The sequence below is a fragment of the Micromonospora sp. NPDC048887 genome (genome assembly GCF_040649715.1).
GTDB lineage: Bacteria > Actinomycetota > Actinomycetes > Mycobacteriales > Micromonosporaceae > Micromonospora.
Map to the genome: position 1 here is coordinate 261677 of NZ_JBEZGA010000003.1, position 13414 is coordinate 275090.

At 73.7% G+C, this 13414-nt stretch carries 8 protein-coding genes; 5 read left to right on the forward strand and 3 right to left on the reverse strand.

Translation table 11 applies throughout. The annotated features are described in order from the left end of the window. Positions 1-40 precede the first annotated feature (40 nt). Positions 41-532 carry a GNAT family N-acetyltransferase gene (locus tag AB0C17_RS06785; protein ID WP_357472472.1) on the reverse strand — a complete coding sequence of 164 codons (492 nt, stop codon included), beginning with the start codon at positions 530-532 and terminating at the stop codon, positions 41-43. 85 nt (positions 533-617) lie between these two features. Between AB0C17_RS06785 and wrbA the strand changes: the two genes are divergently transcribed. Next, positions 618-1235 carry an NAD(P)H:quinone oxidoreductase gene (wrbA, locus tag AB0C17_RS06790; protein WP_357388119.1) on the forward strand — a complete coding sequence of 206 codons (618 nt, stop codon included), beginning with the start codon at positions 618-620 and terminating at the stop codon, positions 1233-1235. Between the two features lie 71 nt (positions 1236-1306). Here wrbA and AB0C17_RS06795 read toward each other — a convergent pair whose 3' ends face one another. Next, the gene (locus AB0C17_RS06795) at positions 1307-3226 is read right to left on the reverse strand and encodes a chorismate-binding protein (protein WP_357477098.1); all 1920 of its coding nucleotides are present in this window, start codon (positions 3224-3226) and stop codon (positions 1307-1309) included. A gap of 259 nt (positions 3227-3485) precedes the next feature. On the opposite strand from AB0C17_RS06795, the gene AB0C17_RS06800 reads away from it, so the two are divergent. From AB0C17_RS06800 to AB0C17_RS06810, 3 genes are all read left to right on the forward strand, one after another. Further along, positions 3486-4856 (forward strand): FGGY family carbohydrate kinase, encoded by a 1371-nt coding sequence (locus tag AB0C17_RS06800; RefSeq protein WP_357477100.1) that lies wholly within the window; start codon positions 3486-3488, stop codon positions 4854-4856. A 121-nt stretch (positions 4857-4977) separates the two neighbouring features. Beyond that, positions 4978-7578, forward strand: coding sequence for a nitrate- and nitrite sensing domain-containing protein (locus tag AB0C17_RS06805; protein WP_357477103.1), 2601 nt, complete (start codon positions 4978-4980; stop codon positions 7576-7578). 5 nt (positions 7579-7583) lie between these two features. Further along, positions 7584-7997 (forward strand): roadblock/LC7 domain-containing protein, encoded by a 414-nt coding sequence (locus tag AB0C17_RS06810; RefSeq protein ID WP_196806755.1) that lies wholly within the window; start codon positions 7584-7586, stop codon positions 7995-7997. A gap of 43 nt (positions 7998-8040) precedes the next feature. On the opposite strand, the gene AB0C17_RS06815 is transcribed toward AB0C17_RS06810, so the two are convergent. Beyond that, positions 8041-9534, reverse strand: a complete 1494-nt coding sequence (locus AB0C17_RS06815; RefSeq protein WP_357386603.1) for a GH1 family beta-glucosidase — start codon at positions 9532-9534, stop codon at positions 8041-8043. An 861-nt stretch (positions 9535-10395) separates the two neighbouring features. Here AB0C17_RS06815 and AB0C17_RS06820 point away from each other — a divergent pair. Continuing rightward, the gene (locus tag AB0C17_RS06820) at positions 10396-13293 is read left to right on the forward strand and encodes a glycoside hydrolase family 48 protein (protein WP_357477284.1); all 2898 of its coding nucleotides are present in this window, start codon (positions 10396-10398) and stop codon (positions 13291-13293) included. The last annotated feature ends 121 nt before the right edge of the window (positions 13294-13414 follow it).

The window sequence follows — 13414 nt, forward strand, 5'->3', positions numbered from 1 at the left end:
AGCGGTTGCCGGCGGAACTTGCGCAAATCTTGAGCCACGCTCAAGCCAGGCGCCGGTGCATCACCAGCAGGTCGACGTACCCCCGGGTGGGGTGCCGGAAGCCCTCCGGCACCCGGCCGATCACCTCGAAGCCCAGCGACCGCCACAGCGCGACCGCCCGGGTGTTAGTGGCCACCACGGCGTTGAACTGCATGGCCCGGTAGCCGTCGCCCCGGGCCGCGTCGAGCACGTGCGCGGCCAGCGCCCGGCCGACGCCGCGCCCGGCGGCGGCCGGGTCGACCATGAACGAGGCGTTCGCCACGTGGTCGCCCGGACCACCCTGGTTGGGCGCCAGCTTGGCCGAGCCGAGCACCGCGCCGTCCGGCGCCACCGCGACCACGGTGCGCGCCGGCGGGGCCGGCATCCAGAGCCCACGCGCCTGCTCCTCGGTGAGGTCGCGGGGCCAGGTGTACGTCTCGCCGGCCGCCACGATCTCGCGCAGGAACGGCCAGATCAGCGGCCAGTCGGCCGGCGTGGCGGTACGGATCTGCACCCGGCGAGCATGCCACGCCCGGCGTTTGACGGAGCAAGTAACGGGTAGTCGCCGGAGCTGACCCGAAACGAGGAGGAAACGTCTGATGGATGGCCAGGTCAAGGTCGCGGTGATCTATTACAGCGCGACCGGCATCACCTACCAGATGGCGCAGGCGGCGGTCGAGGCGGCGGGGGAGGCCGGCGCCGAGGTGCGCCTGCGCAAGGTACGTGAGCTGGCGCCCGACGAGGCGATCCGCTCCAACTCCGGCTGGCAGGCGCACCGGCTGGAGACCCAGGACGTGATGGAGGCCGAACCGGACGACCTGGCCTGGGCGGACGTCGTGATCATGGGCGCGCCGACCCGGTACGGCATGATCGCCGCCCAGCTCAAGCAGTTCATCGACACCACCGGGCCGCTGTGGGCCAACGGGGCGCTGGCCGACAAGGTCTACACCGGGTTCACCTCGACCGCCACGTCGCACGGCGGCCAGGAGGCGACGCTGCTGTCGCTGTACACGGTCTTCTACCACTGGGGCGGTGTCGTGGTGACCCCCGGCTACACCGACCCGAGCCAGTTCGTCGCCGGCAACCCGTACGGCGCGTCGCACACCAGCAACAACGGCGAGGTGGCCCCGGACCACGTGGCCCTGACCGCCACCGCGCTGACGGCCAAGCGGGCCGTGCTCATGGGGGCGGCGCTGAAGCGGGGCATGGCCGGCTGACCGGCGCGACCGGGTGACCGGTGGCCGGGCGGGGGCTCTCGAACCCGTCCGGACCACCGGTCGCCAGTGCCCTACCCGCGATCGGCCGCGCCATGCGCGCTCAGCGCCGGCCGGTCGAGCAGATGCCCGAGCAGATCCGCCAGGACCTTCGTGCCGTCCTGGCTCAGCACCGACTCCGGGTGGAACTGCACCCCGGCGAAGCCCGCGCCGCGCAGCGCGTGCACCGCGCCGTCGGCCGGGTCGCGGGACACCTCGACCGGGCCGTACGGGCCGGCGACCCGGTCGGCGTCGGCGCGGGCGGTGAAGCTGGCGTAGAACCCGACGCGGCGGGTCACCCCGAACACCGGCACGTCCCGCGGCAACCCCTGGTACGGCGCGTCGCGGCGGTGCAGCGGCAGGCCCAGCAGCCCGGCGAGCAACTGGTGGCCCAGGCACACCGCGAGCGTCGGCCGGCCCGAGTCGAGCAGCTCGGTCAGCAGCGCCCGCAGCGCCACCATCTTCGGCGCCGTGGCGTCCCGCGGGTCACCCGGCCCCGGGCCGACCACCACCAGGTCGTAGCCGTCCAGCGGGCCCGGGTCCGGCCAGTCCCGCCGGGTCACCGCCAGGCCCAGCGCGCCGAGCTGGTGGGCGAGCATGCCGGTGAACGTGTCCTCGCCGTCGACGATCAGCGCCCGGCGTCCGGCGAGCCCGCGCAGCGCGAGTGCCCCCGGCTTCCGCTGGTCCAGCCAGAACCGGGCCAGCGGGGCGTTGCGGGCGGCCAGCGCGGCGCGTACCTCGGGGTCGTCGGCGTACCGGACGGCCGGCTCGGTGGCCGAGCGCGGCGCGTCCGGGCCCAGACCCAGCGCGGCGAGCACCCCGGCGGCCTTCGCGTGCGTCTCGGCGACCTCCCCGGCGGTGGTCGAGTGCCGGACCAGCGTCGCGCCGACCGGCACGCGCAGCGCGCCGTCCGGGGAGATCTCGGCGGTACGGATCAGGATCGGCGCGTCGAGCGTCTGCCGGCCCTGCTCGTCGCGGCCCAGCAGGGCGAGCACCCCGGCGTAGTAGCGCCGGCCGGCGCGCTCGTGCCGGGCGATCACCCGGCAGGCGTTCTCCATCGGGCTGCCGGTGACCGTCGGCGCGAACATGGTCTCCCGCAGCACCTCGCGGACGTCCCGGGAGCAGCGCCCGGCCAGCAGGTACTCGGTGTGCGCCAGGTGCGCCATCTCCTTCAGGTACGGCCCGACCACCTGGCCGCCGTGCTCGGCGACCACGGCCATCATCTTCAGCTCCTCGTCCAGCACCATGTACAGCTCCTCCACCTCCTTCTCGTCGTGCAGGAAGCGCAGCAGCTCAGCCCGGTCGACGGTCGCGCCCCGGTGCCGGAACGTGCCGCTGATCGGGTTCATCTCGACCAGCCCGTCGGCGACGCTGACGTGCCGCTCGGGGCTGGCGCCGACCAGGATCCGGGTGCCGGTGTGCACCAGGAACGTCCAGTACGCGCCCCGCTCGCGCAGCAGCAGCCGGCGCAGCGCGGCCAGGGCCGCCGCGAGCGGGTCGCCCTGCACGGTGGCGCGCATGGTGCGGTGGATGACGAAGTTCGCGCCCTCGCCCCGGCCGATCTCGTCGGTCAGCACCCGTTCCACTATCGCCGCGTACTCGTCGTCGGGGATGTCGAAGCCGGCGTCGCGGGTGCGTACCTCGGCGTCGGGCAGGTCGTCGAGGAGTTCGACGAGCGGTATCCGCCGGTGTTCCTCGACCGCCAGGAACTCCAGCGGCAGCCCGTCGTCGACGCACTCGAAACCGCGTTCGGTGATCTGCCGGTACGGCACCACCGCCAGCGTGTGCGGCCCGGGGCCGTGCTCTGGCAGTGGCAGGTCGGCGAGCCGGCCGGCGGTGCGTACCGGGCCGGTGAACAGGTCGACGTGGCCGGCGCCCTCGCGGCGGACGAGCGCGAACGGGCCGGGGTCGCGGCCGGCCGCGACGGCGGCGAGCGGGTCGGACAGGCGGGTCATCGGGTCTCCTCGGTGGGCCGGTGGCCGCCGGTGAAGGCGACCCGGGATGCCGGGGAAGACCGGCGGCCGCCTCGTCGGGCGGCCGCGTGGGGAAAGCTACGCGCGGGGGTGGGCCGCCGGGTCGGCGGGCCACCAGCAGGACAGATGCGCGAGCATGACGGTCACTGTACGCGGTCGGCGGTCGGCGCGGAACCCGATCACACGAGAGCGGTACGGATCTTGGCGTAGCCGCCGGTCACGCCGGGTAGGTTGACCGGCGATGGACATTCTCGCTCTGGATCTGGGCACCTCCTCGGTGCGCGGCCTGGTGCTCGACGCGGACGCCGTGCCCCGTCCGGGCGCGCTGGCCCGGCGCCGGGTGCGCCTGGTCACCGGGGAGGACGGCAGCGGGACGCTCGACGGCCCGGCCTATCTGGCCTGCCTGATCGAGTGCGTGGACGAGCTGGCCGCCGGTGGGCACCTGCGGGACGTGGAGCTGGTCGCCACCTCCGCGCAGTGGCACTCGGTGCTGCCGGTGGCCGCCGACGGCACACCGTCGGGGCCGGTGCTGACCTGGCTGGACACCCGGCCGGAGCCGCTTGGCGGAGCGACCGGGCCGGCCGACCCGGAGGACTTCCACAGGCGTACCGGCACCTGGTGGCACCGCTGCTACTGGTCGGTGCGGCTGCCCTGGCTGCGCGAGCGGGCCGGCCCGGCCGCCCGTTTCACCGGGCTCACCGAGTACGCGCTCGGCACGCTGCTCGACGAGGCGCCGATGTCCGTGTCGCTGGCCTCCGGCACCGGGCTGTTCGACCTGTGGCGCCTGGACTGGGACGCGGAGGCGTGCGAGCTGGCCGGCGTACGCCCGGATGGGTTGGCGCCGCCGGCCCCGCGGGGCTGGCACGGCCGGCTGAACGCGACGTACGCCCGGCGCTGGCCGCAGTTGGCCGGCGCGCGGTGGGCGCCGCCGGTCGGCGACGGCGCGGCGGCGAACGTCGGCTCGGGCTGCGTCGAGCCCTCCCGCGCGGCGGTGACCGTCGGCACCTCGGCGGCGGTCCGTGTGGTCCAGGCGCTGCCGGCCGGTGCGCAGCCGCCGCCGCTGCCGGCGCAGCTCTGGCGCTACCGGGTCGACCACGACCACGTGGTGACCGGCGCGGCGTACTCCAGCGGCGGCAACCTCTTCGCCTGGGCGGCCCGCGAGCTGCGGCTGCCGGAGGGCGCGGAGCTGGAGGCGGCGCTGGACCGCACCGCCGGCCCGGTACGGGCCGATCCGCGCTTCGGCGGCGACCGTCCACCCGGCACCGCCCCGGCGGGCTCGGGGGAGCTGCGCGGGCTGAGCTTCGGCACCACCGCCGTGGACATCCTCGCCGGTCTGATGAGCGGGCTGTGCCGGCTGGTCGCCGACGACCTGACCCTGCTGGAGGCCGACATCGGCGAGCCGACGGAGGTGATCCTCGGCGGCGGGGCGCTGACCGCCTCGCCGTGGTGGCGCGGGGCGTTCCTCGACGCGCTCGCGCCGCGCCGGGTGGCCTGGCAGCGCAACCCGGAGATCGGCGCGACCGGCGCCGCGCTCATCGCGCTGGGCCGGCTCGCGGAGGCGGGCGAGATCGCCGGGGTCGGCCGGACGGACGAGGCCGCCTCGCACGCGTGACCGTCCACCCGCGGCGCTGACCGTCCTGGTCATGCCGTCCGGGCGGCCGTTGACACCGACCGTCGGCCTGATTGGATGGACTCCGCTCCCCGACGTGGTGGGGCGGGACGAGGAGGCAACCGTGGGCGCAGGTCCCGACCCGGTTCGCGGTGCGGCCCCTCAACCGCACCGGCGGCGCTCCGGGTTCCGGCTGCGGGACTGGCGGATGGGCACCAAGCTCGCCACGGTGCTGGTGATCCCCTCACTGGCGTTCCTGATCCTGGCCGGCATCCAGACCCGGGGGCTGGTCGGGCAGACCACCACGCTGAGCGCCTTCGCCGAGCAGGTCGGCATCGGCCGGCAGATCTCCGCCGCCGTGGACCGGCTCCAGCACGAACGGGACCGCACCGCCGGTGAACTGGCCGCGCTGCGCCGCGCCGGCACCGGCGCCGACCGGGACGCCGCCGTCGCCGCGCTCAAGCCGCTCCAGGAGGCCACCGACCGGGCGATGACGGAGCTGCGCACCGCCGCCGCGCCGCTGGCCGACGCCGACGCCGCCTGGCGCGTTTCCTACTCCGAGGCCATCGAGGCGTACGACCAGGTGGTGAACATCCGGGCGGCGGTGGCGCCGGCGGTGCTGTCCAGCGACACCGTGCTGAGCAACTACCACAGGTCCGTCGCGGCGCTGCTGCGCCTGCTGGCCGAGCCGTCGCCGGGCGACGGCCGGCAGGACCTGACCGAGGCGGTGCTGCGGTACGTGCAGGTCTCCCGGGTCAAGGAGCTGTCCTCGCGCATCCGCGCGGAGCTCTACGCCGCCGCCCGGTCCGGCCGGTACGAGCCCGACGCCCAGGTGACGCTGAGTGACCTGCGGGCCCAGCAGCTCACCGCGCTCGGCGCGTTCCGGGTCGCGGCGACCTCGGACCAGATCCGCCGCTACGACCGCACCTCGGTCGACCCGGCGTTCGTCGCCGCCACCCGGATGGAGGAGCGCACCCTGCCCGGCGGCGAGGCGAAGCCGGCCCTGCTGGACGCGGCCCAGTGGTGGGCGGCCGGCGAGCAGCGGCAGGAGCTGTTCCGCCAGCTGGAGAGCGAGATCGTCGCCGACGCGGTACGCGAGGCGGACGACGCCAGCGCCCGGCAACTGCGCGACACGCTGCTGGTGGGCGGCGCGATCGCCACGGTGCTCCTGGCCGCGGTGCTGATCTCGCTGCTGGTCGGCCGGTCGGTGGCCCGTGCCATGCGGCAGCTCCGCGGCCAGGCGCTGCGGATCGCGCAGGTGGACCTGCCGCTGACGCTGGAACGGCTGCGCACGGTGGACCGCCCGGTGGGCGCGATCGACGTACCGCCCGCGGTGATCGACTCGCAGGACGAGATCGGCGAGCTGGCGGAGGCGTTCGTGGCGGTGCACCGCAGCGCCGTCGACGTGGCGGTCGAGCAGGCGATGATGCGGCGCAACGTCAACGCCATGTTCGTCAACCTGGCCCGGCGCAGCCAGGTGCTCGTGGAGCGGCAACTGGAGCTGCTCGACGACCTCGAACGCGAGGAGAGCGACCCGGACCAGCTGGAGAACCTGTTCAAGCTCGACCACCTCGCCGCCCGCATGCGCCGCAACGACGAGAGCCTGCTGGTGCTCGCCGGCAGCGAGTCGACCCGGCGGTGGAACCGCCCGGTGGGCCTGGGCGCGGTGCTCCTGGCCGCCAGCGCGGAGATCGAGCAGTATCAGCGGGTGCGCCACGAGAACCGGACCGACCTGCACGTCGTCGGGCACGCGGTGGGCGACCTGGTGCACCTCTTCGCGGAGCTGCTGGAGAACGCCACCGCCTTCTCCCGCCCGGACACCGCGGTGCGGGTGGTCGTCGAGCCGGACGGCCGGGGCGCGCTGGTGCAGGTGGTCGACGCGGGCCTGGGCATGAGCCCGTCGGCGCTGGCCGAGGCGAACGCGGTGCTCGCCGAGCCGCCGGCCGCCGACGTGTCGGCCTCGGAGCGGATGGGCCTGTTCGTGGTGAGCCACCTAAGCGCCCGGCACGGCGTACGGGTGCGGTTGAGCGCCAGCCGGGCGGGCCTGGTGGCCCGGGTGCGGATCCCGGCCGAGCTGCTCGCCGAGGCGCCCGCGCCGGAGACGGACCGGCCGGGGCCGGACCGGCTCGGGCGCGGCGCGGAGCAGCGGGCGCTCACCGGTCGGGTCGCGGCGTCCGGGGCGCTCGTGGCGGCGACCGCCGAACTGCCGGTGGCCGGATGGCGTCCGGCGCCGGGCCAGCCCGCGGCGCTGCCGGTGTCCCCGCTGACCGGCCGGCCGCTCGGCGACGGAACCGACGCCGCGCCCGGCGCGCCGGCGCCGGCCGCCGCGCCGGCCGCCGCGCCGGCCGCCGCGCCGGTCACCGCGCCACGGCCCCGGCCGGGACGGGCCGAGGACGTGCTCACGCCGGACGCCGGCGCGGCGGGCGGCGGCTGGTTCAGCCGGCAGGGACCGGCCGCGTCGGCGCCGGGTGTGACGCCGGCCCCGGCGGCGACGCCGGTGACCGGAGGGACGAACGAGCGGGGCCTGCCGGTACGCGTGCCGATGGCCCAGCTCACCTCGGTCGCCCCTGCCGGGCCTCCGGACCGCCCGGTGGTGCGGCACGAGCCGGATCCGGAGGCGGTCGGCGGCATGCTGTCGCGCCTCTACAGCGGCGTACGGCGGGCCGAGGCCGAGGAGACCACCGAGATGTACCTGCCGCACGACGAAGGAGGGCGACGACAGTGACGACGTTGAGCCAGGAGGCACGCGACCTGAGCTGGCTGGTGAACGCGTTCGCCGAGCGTGTTCCGGGGGTGGCCCACGCGGTGGTGGTGTCCTCCGACGGGCTCCTGGTGGCGATCTCGGCGCACCTGCCCCGCGACCACGCGGACAAGCTCGCCGCGGTGACCTCCGGCCTGATGAGCATCACCGCCGGGGCGGCGCAGATGTTCGACGGTGACGTCGTCAAGCAGACGGTGGTCGAGATGGGGCGCGGCTACTTCCTGGTGATGCAGATCCGGGACGGCTCGATCCTGGCCACGCTGGCCGGGGCGGACGCCGACATCGGCGTGGTCGGCTACGAGATGGCGCGGCTGGCCAAGCAGGCGGGCGAGATGCTCACCCCGGCGTTGCGCGCCGAACTCCAGCAGGCGCTGCCGCGCTGAGAGCGCGCCCGGCCGGTGGTCTGCCGGCCGGGCGCGCACCGGGTCACAGGCCGTTGCGGCGGATCACGTCGCGGTACCAGTGGGCGCTGCGCTTGAGCACCCGTCGCTGGCTCGCGTAGTCCACGTAGACCAGGCCCCAGCGCTGCTCGTACCCCTCGGCCCACTCGAAGTTGTCAAGCAGCGACCAGACGTGGTAGCTCTCCAGCGGCACCCCGTCGGCGACGGCCCGGTGGGCGGCGGCGAAGTGGTCGCGCAGGAAGGCGACCCGCCCGGCGTCGTCGATGTTGCCGTCCGGACCGGGCACGTCGGGGCAGGGAAGGCCGTTCTCGGTGATGGTGATCGGCACCCGGCCGTAGTCGCGGGTGACCCGGGTCAGGATGTCGTACATGCCCTCCGGGTAGATCTGCTGCCACTCCGCCTCGGAGGTGGGCCACTTGCGGACCGTGTCGCGGGTGCCGGTGACGTAGAGCGGCGTGTAGTACTGCACGGCGAGCAGGTCGACCGGGCTGGAGATGATCTTCAGGTCGCCGTCGCGGACGCCGCGCGCCATCCGGCTGTCCGGGCCGAGGTCGTCCAGCACGTCCTCCGGGTACGCGCCCTTGAAGATCGAGTCGAGGTAGAGGCGGTTCTCGTAGCCGTCGTGGAGCCGGGTCGCGGCGGCCGACTCGGCCGAGTCGTCGGCCGGGTAGCAGGGGTGCAGGTTGAGCGCCGGGCCGATCCGGCCGGTGACGCCGGAGGCGCGCAGCGCCCGCACGGCGAGGCCGTGGGCGAGCTGGAGGTGGTGGGCGACCAGATACGCCGCGTCCTCGTCGCGGATGCCCGGCGCGTGGTGGCCCCAGATGTAGCCGTTCTGCACCACAGTCTTCGGCTCGTTGATGGTCAGCCAGACCGGCACCTGGTCGCCGAGGGCGCGGAACACCACGTCGGAGTACTCGGCGAAGCGCTCGGCGGTGTCCCGGTTCTCCCAGCCGCCGGCGTCCTGCAGAGCCTGGGGGAGATCCCAGTGGAACAGCGTGGCCATCGGCGCGATGCCGCGCTCGTGCAGCCCGTCCACCAGGCGGCGGTAGAAGTCGAGGCCGCGCTGGTTGGGGCGGCCGGAGCCGTCGGCCTGGATGCGCGGCCAGGAGATGGAGAACCGGTAGCTGCGCAGCCCCAGCTCGCGCATCAGGTCCAGATCCTGGGCGTACCGGTGGTAGTGGTCAGCCGCGACGTCGCCGGTGTCGCCGTTGCGGGTGCGGCCCGGCGTGTGGCTGAAGGTGTCCCAGACGGACTCACCCCGCCCGTCCTCCTTCGCGGCCCCCTCGATCTGGTACGCCGAGGTCGCCGCCCCCCAGCCGAAGCCGTCCGGGAAGCGCAGCCCGCGATCCGGCTCCGGGTCGGTGGTGCGCTCGGGCCGGCTGTCGCAGCCGCCGAGCGCGACTGTCGACGCGGCGACCCCGGCCGCGGTGGCGCCGGCGAGCCCGGTCCGGGCCGCGCCGGCCGCGGTCGCGGAGAGGGCGGCGCGGCGGAGCAGGCGCCGTCGGGTGAGTAACGACATGAGGCTTCTCCTCGGAGTGACGGGCCGCCCAGGGCCGGGAGCGCTCCCAGCATAGCCAGGGGCGGCCGGCCCCGATCCGGCGGTCGCGGCGAGGATGCGGCGCGGCCGGCGGGCGGCCGGAAGGGTGTGGGGTGGGCGGGGGCGTCGCTCGGGAACGTCGCTCGCGGCGGCGTGAGCGGCGAGGGATGGGGCGGATAGCGCGAAAGGCCGTCCGGGTGGCGTGTCACGCCTGTCCCGTCGGCCTCTTTTGCCGTCGACAACGGGGGTTTAGTGTGGGGACGGGGGAGGGCAACCCCCGTCCCCACCGATGGTGCACACACGCACGAAGTGGAATTGGCGTCCGTCGTGCGCGTCGCGCGGGAGCCGGGCCACGCGAGTGGCTCTGGTTCCACCTCCCTCCGTGTCTGGCGGGTGACGGCCGGCGGCGGCGTCCGGGCTGGTCCGCCGTCGGCCTCTGGGCCGACGCGCCGGGCACGGGTGTACCCGGCGATCCAGTACTTGTATCTCCGTCGATGGAAGCGCTCCCATCGGCGATGCTGCGACTGTAACGCTCGTCACGGGTTTGGAAAAGACCCTAAACGAGATCGAAACATGGAAGCGCGTATCTGCCCTGGCCGTTGTGGTGGGAGCGCTTCCATGTCACACTCTCGTCACGCAGCGCGGAGCCAGTGAACGCGAGCGCGGGCCGCCGAGGGCACCCGGTGACGAACCGGTGCGGCGCCCCGATCCCCGGCACGGCCGGGACGACCACCTTTCCGGACGCCTCCGTCCCCCCGCGTACGCCCGTCGTCGCGTGGAGGCGCCCTGCCGGGGCCCCGAGGTCCCGGCCCGGTCCGAGGAGAAACCGCCCACATGAGACTTCTGGCCAGACGTCGCCGTACGGCGATGGTCGCCGCCACCGCCCTCGTCATAGGCGGGGTGGCCCTGCCCGCGGGCGCCGCACAGGCCGCGCCCGCCTGCGACGTGACCTATGCGACGACCGACTGGAACAACGGGTTCACCGCCAACGTCACCATCAAGAACCTGGGTGACGCGCTGAACAACTGGTCGCTGAAGTTCGCCTTCCCGAACAGCAGCCAGCGCGTGGTTCAGGGCTGGTCGGCCCGGTGGAGCCAGTCCGGCAGCGAGGTCACCGCGACGAACGAGTCGTGGAACGGCAGCCTGCCCACCGGCGCGTCCACCAGCATCGGCTTCAACGGCAGCTACAGCGGCAGCAACCCGAAGCCCACCGCGTTCACCCTCAACGGGGTCGCCTGCAACGGCGCGCAGACCAACCAGCCGCCGACGGTCTCCCTGAGCGTGCCGACCGGCCCGTTCGAGGCGCCGGCGGACGTCCCGCTGTCCGCGACCGCGAGCGACACCGACGGCACCATCAGCAAGGTCGAGTTCTACCGCAACGGCCTGCTCGTCAACACCGACACCACCGCGCCGTACGGTTACGACCTGCTCGACCTGCCGGCCGGCAGCTACACGGTGCAGGCCAAGGCGTACGACAACGCGGGCGGCACGGCGGTCTCGGAGAAGTCGTTCACAGTGACCGCGGCGAGCGGGCCGAAGCTGGTCGCCAGCCCGTCGGCGGTCACCGTGTCCGAGGGCGGCAGCGCCACGGTCCGGTACACGCTCAGCGCGGCACCCACCGCCAACGTCCCGGTGACCCTCGCCGTCACCGGCGACAGCGACATCACCGTCTCGCCGTCCACGTTGACGCTCACCCCGAGCAACTGGAGCACCGGCGTCACCGCGACGGTCTCCGCCGCGGAGGACGCCGACACGGTCGGCGGCACCGCCACGATCACCGCGTCGGCCACCGGCTACGCGCCGATCTCCGTCGTGGCCACCGAGGCGGACAACGACACCCCCGGCGGCGACAACGCCTACATCAAGAAGTTCCTCGACCAGTACGGCAAGATCAAGAACTCGGGCTACTTCAGCCCCGAGGGCGTGCCGTACCACTCGATCGAGACGCTCATCGTCGAGGCGCCCGACCACGGCCACGAGACCACCTCGGAGGCGTTCAGCTTCTGGCTCTGGCTGGAGGCGCAGTACGGACGGGTCACCCAGAACTGGGCCCCGTTCAACAACGCCTGGACGGTGATGGAAAAATATATTATTCCGAATCATTCAGACCAGGCGACGGCCGGTTCGCCCGGCACCCCGCAGTACGCCGCCGAGCACAACCTGCCCAGCCAGTACCCGTCGGCGCTGGAGGCCAGCGTCCCGGTGGGCCAGGACCCGCTGCGCTCGGAGCTGCAGTCCACCTACGGCACCGGTGACATCTACGGCATGCACTGGCTGCTGGACGTGGACAACACCTACGGCTTCGGCCGCTGCGGCGACGGCACCACGCGGCCCGCGTACATCAACACGTTCCAGCGGGGCACCCAGGAGTCGGTGTGGGAGACCGTGCCGCAGCCGTCCTGCGACACGTTCAAGCACGGCGGTCCGAACGGCTACCTGGACCTGTTCGTCAAGGAGTCCAGCGCCCCGGCCAAGCAGTGGAAGTACACAAACGCCCCGGACGCCGACGCGCGTGCCGTCCAGGCCGCCTACTGGGCGCTGACCTGGGCCAAGGCGCAGGGCAAGCAGGCCGACGTCGCGGCCACCGTGGCCAAGGCCGCCAAGATGGGCGACTACCTGCGTTACGCGCTGTTCGACAAGTACTTCAAGAAGATCGGCAACTGCGTCGGGGCGAGCACCTGCCCGGCCGGCAGCGGCCGTGACTCGGCGCACTACCTGCTCTCCTGGTACTACGCCTGGGGCGGCGCGTACGACGCCTCGCAGAACTGGTCGTGGCGGATCGGCTCCAGCCACAGCCACTTCGGCTACCAGAACCCGTTCGCGGCCTGGGCGATGACGAACGTCGCGGAGCTGAAGCCGAAGTCGCCGACCGCGGTCTCCGACTGGCAGAAGAGCCTCGACCGGCAGCTGGAGTTCTACACCTGGCTCCAGTCCGCCGAGGGCGGCATCGCCGGTGGTGCCACGAACAGCTGGGACGGCAGCTACGCCCAGCCGCCGGCCGGCACCGCCACCTTCTACGGCATGTACTACGACGTCGACCCGGTCTACAACGACCCGCCGTCGAACCAGTGGTTCGGCATGCAGGCCTGGTCGATGCAGCGCATCGCCGAGCTCTACCTGGAGACCGGCAACGCGAAGGCCAAGGCGCTGCTGGACAAGTGGGTGCCGTGGGCGATCGCGAACACCACGCTGGGCACCAACTGGTCGATCCCGTCGGACATGAAGTGGACGGGCCAGCCGGCCAACTGGAACCCGAGCAGCCCGCAGCCGAACAGCAACCTGCACGTCGAGGTGACGGTCAAGGGCCAGGACGTCGGCGTCGCCGGCGCCTACGCCCGCACGCTCATCGCGTACGCGGCCAAGTCCGGCAACACCGCGGCGAAGGACACCGCCAAGGGCCTGCTGGACGCGCTCTCGGCGTCCGCCGACAGCAAGGGCGTCTCGACGCCGGAGAAGCGCGGCGACTACAAGCGCTTCGACGACGTCTACAACGCCGCCGACGGCCAGGGTCTCTACGTGCCCAACGGCTGGACCGGGAAGATGCCCAACGGCGACGCGATCGCCCCGGGCAAGAGCTTCCTGGACATCCGGTCGTTCTACAAGAACGACCCGGACTGGCCGAAGGTGCAGGCGTACCTGGACGGCGGTCCCGAGCCGGTCTTCAACTACCACCGGTTCTGGGCGCAGGCGGACATCGCCATGGCGTACGCCGACTACGGCACCTACTTCCCGCAGGGGTGAGGTGACCCCTCCTCCGCGGGCGGGCGCGAGCCCGCCCGCGGAGGAGGCCGACCCGGCCGATGGGGGAACGGAGCGGCCGGGTCGGCGAACGGCCTGACGCCCACGGTCAGGCCGGGTGGGC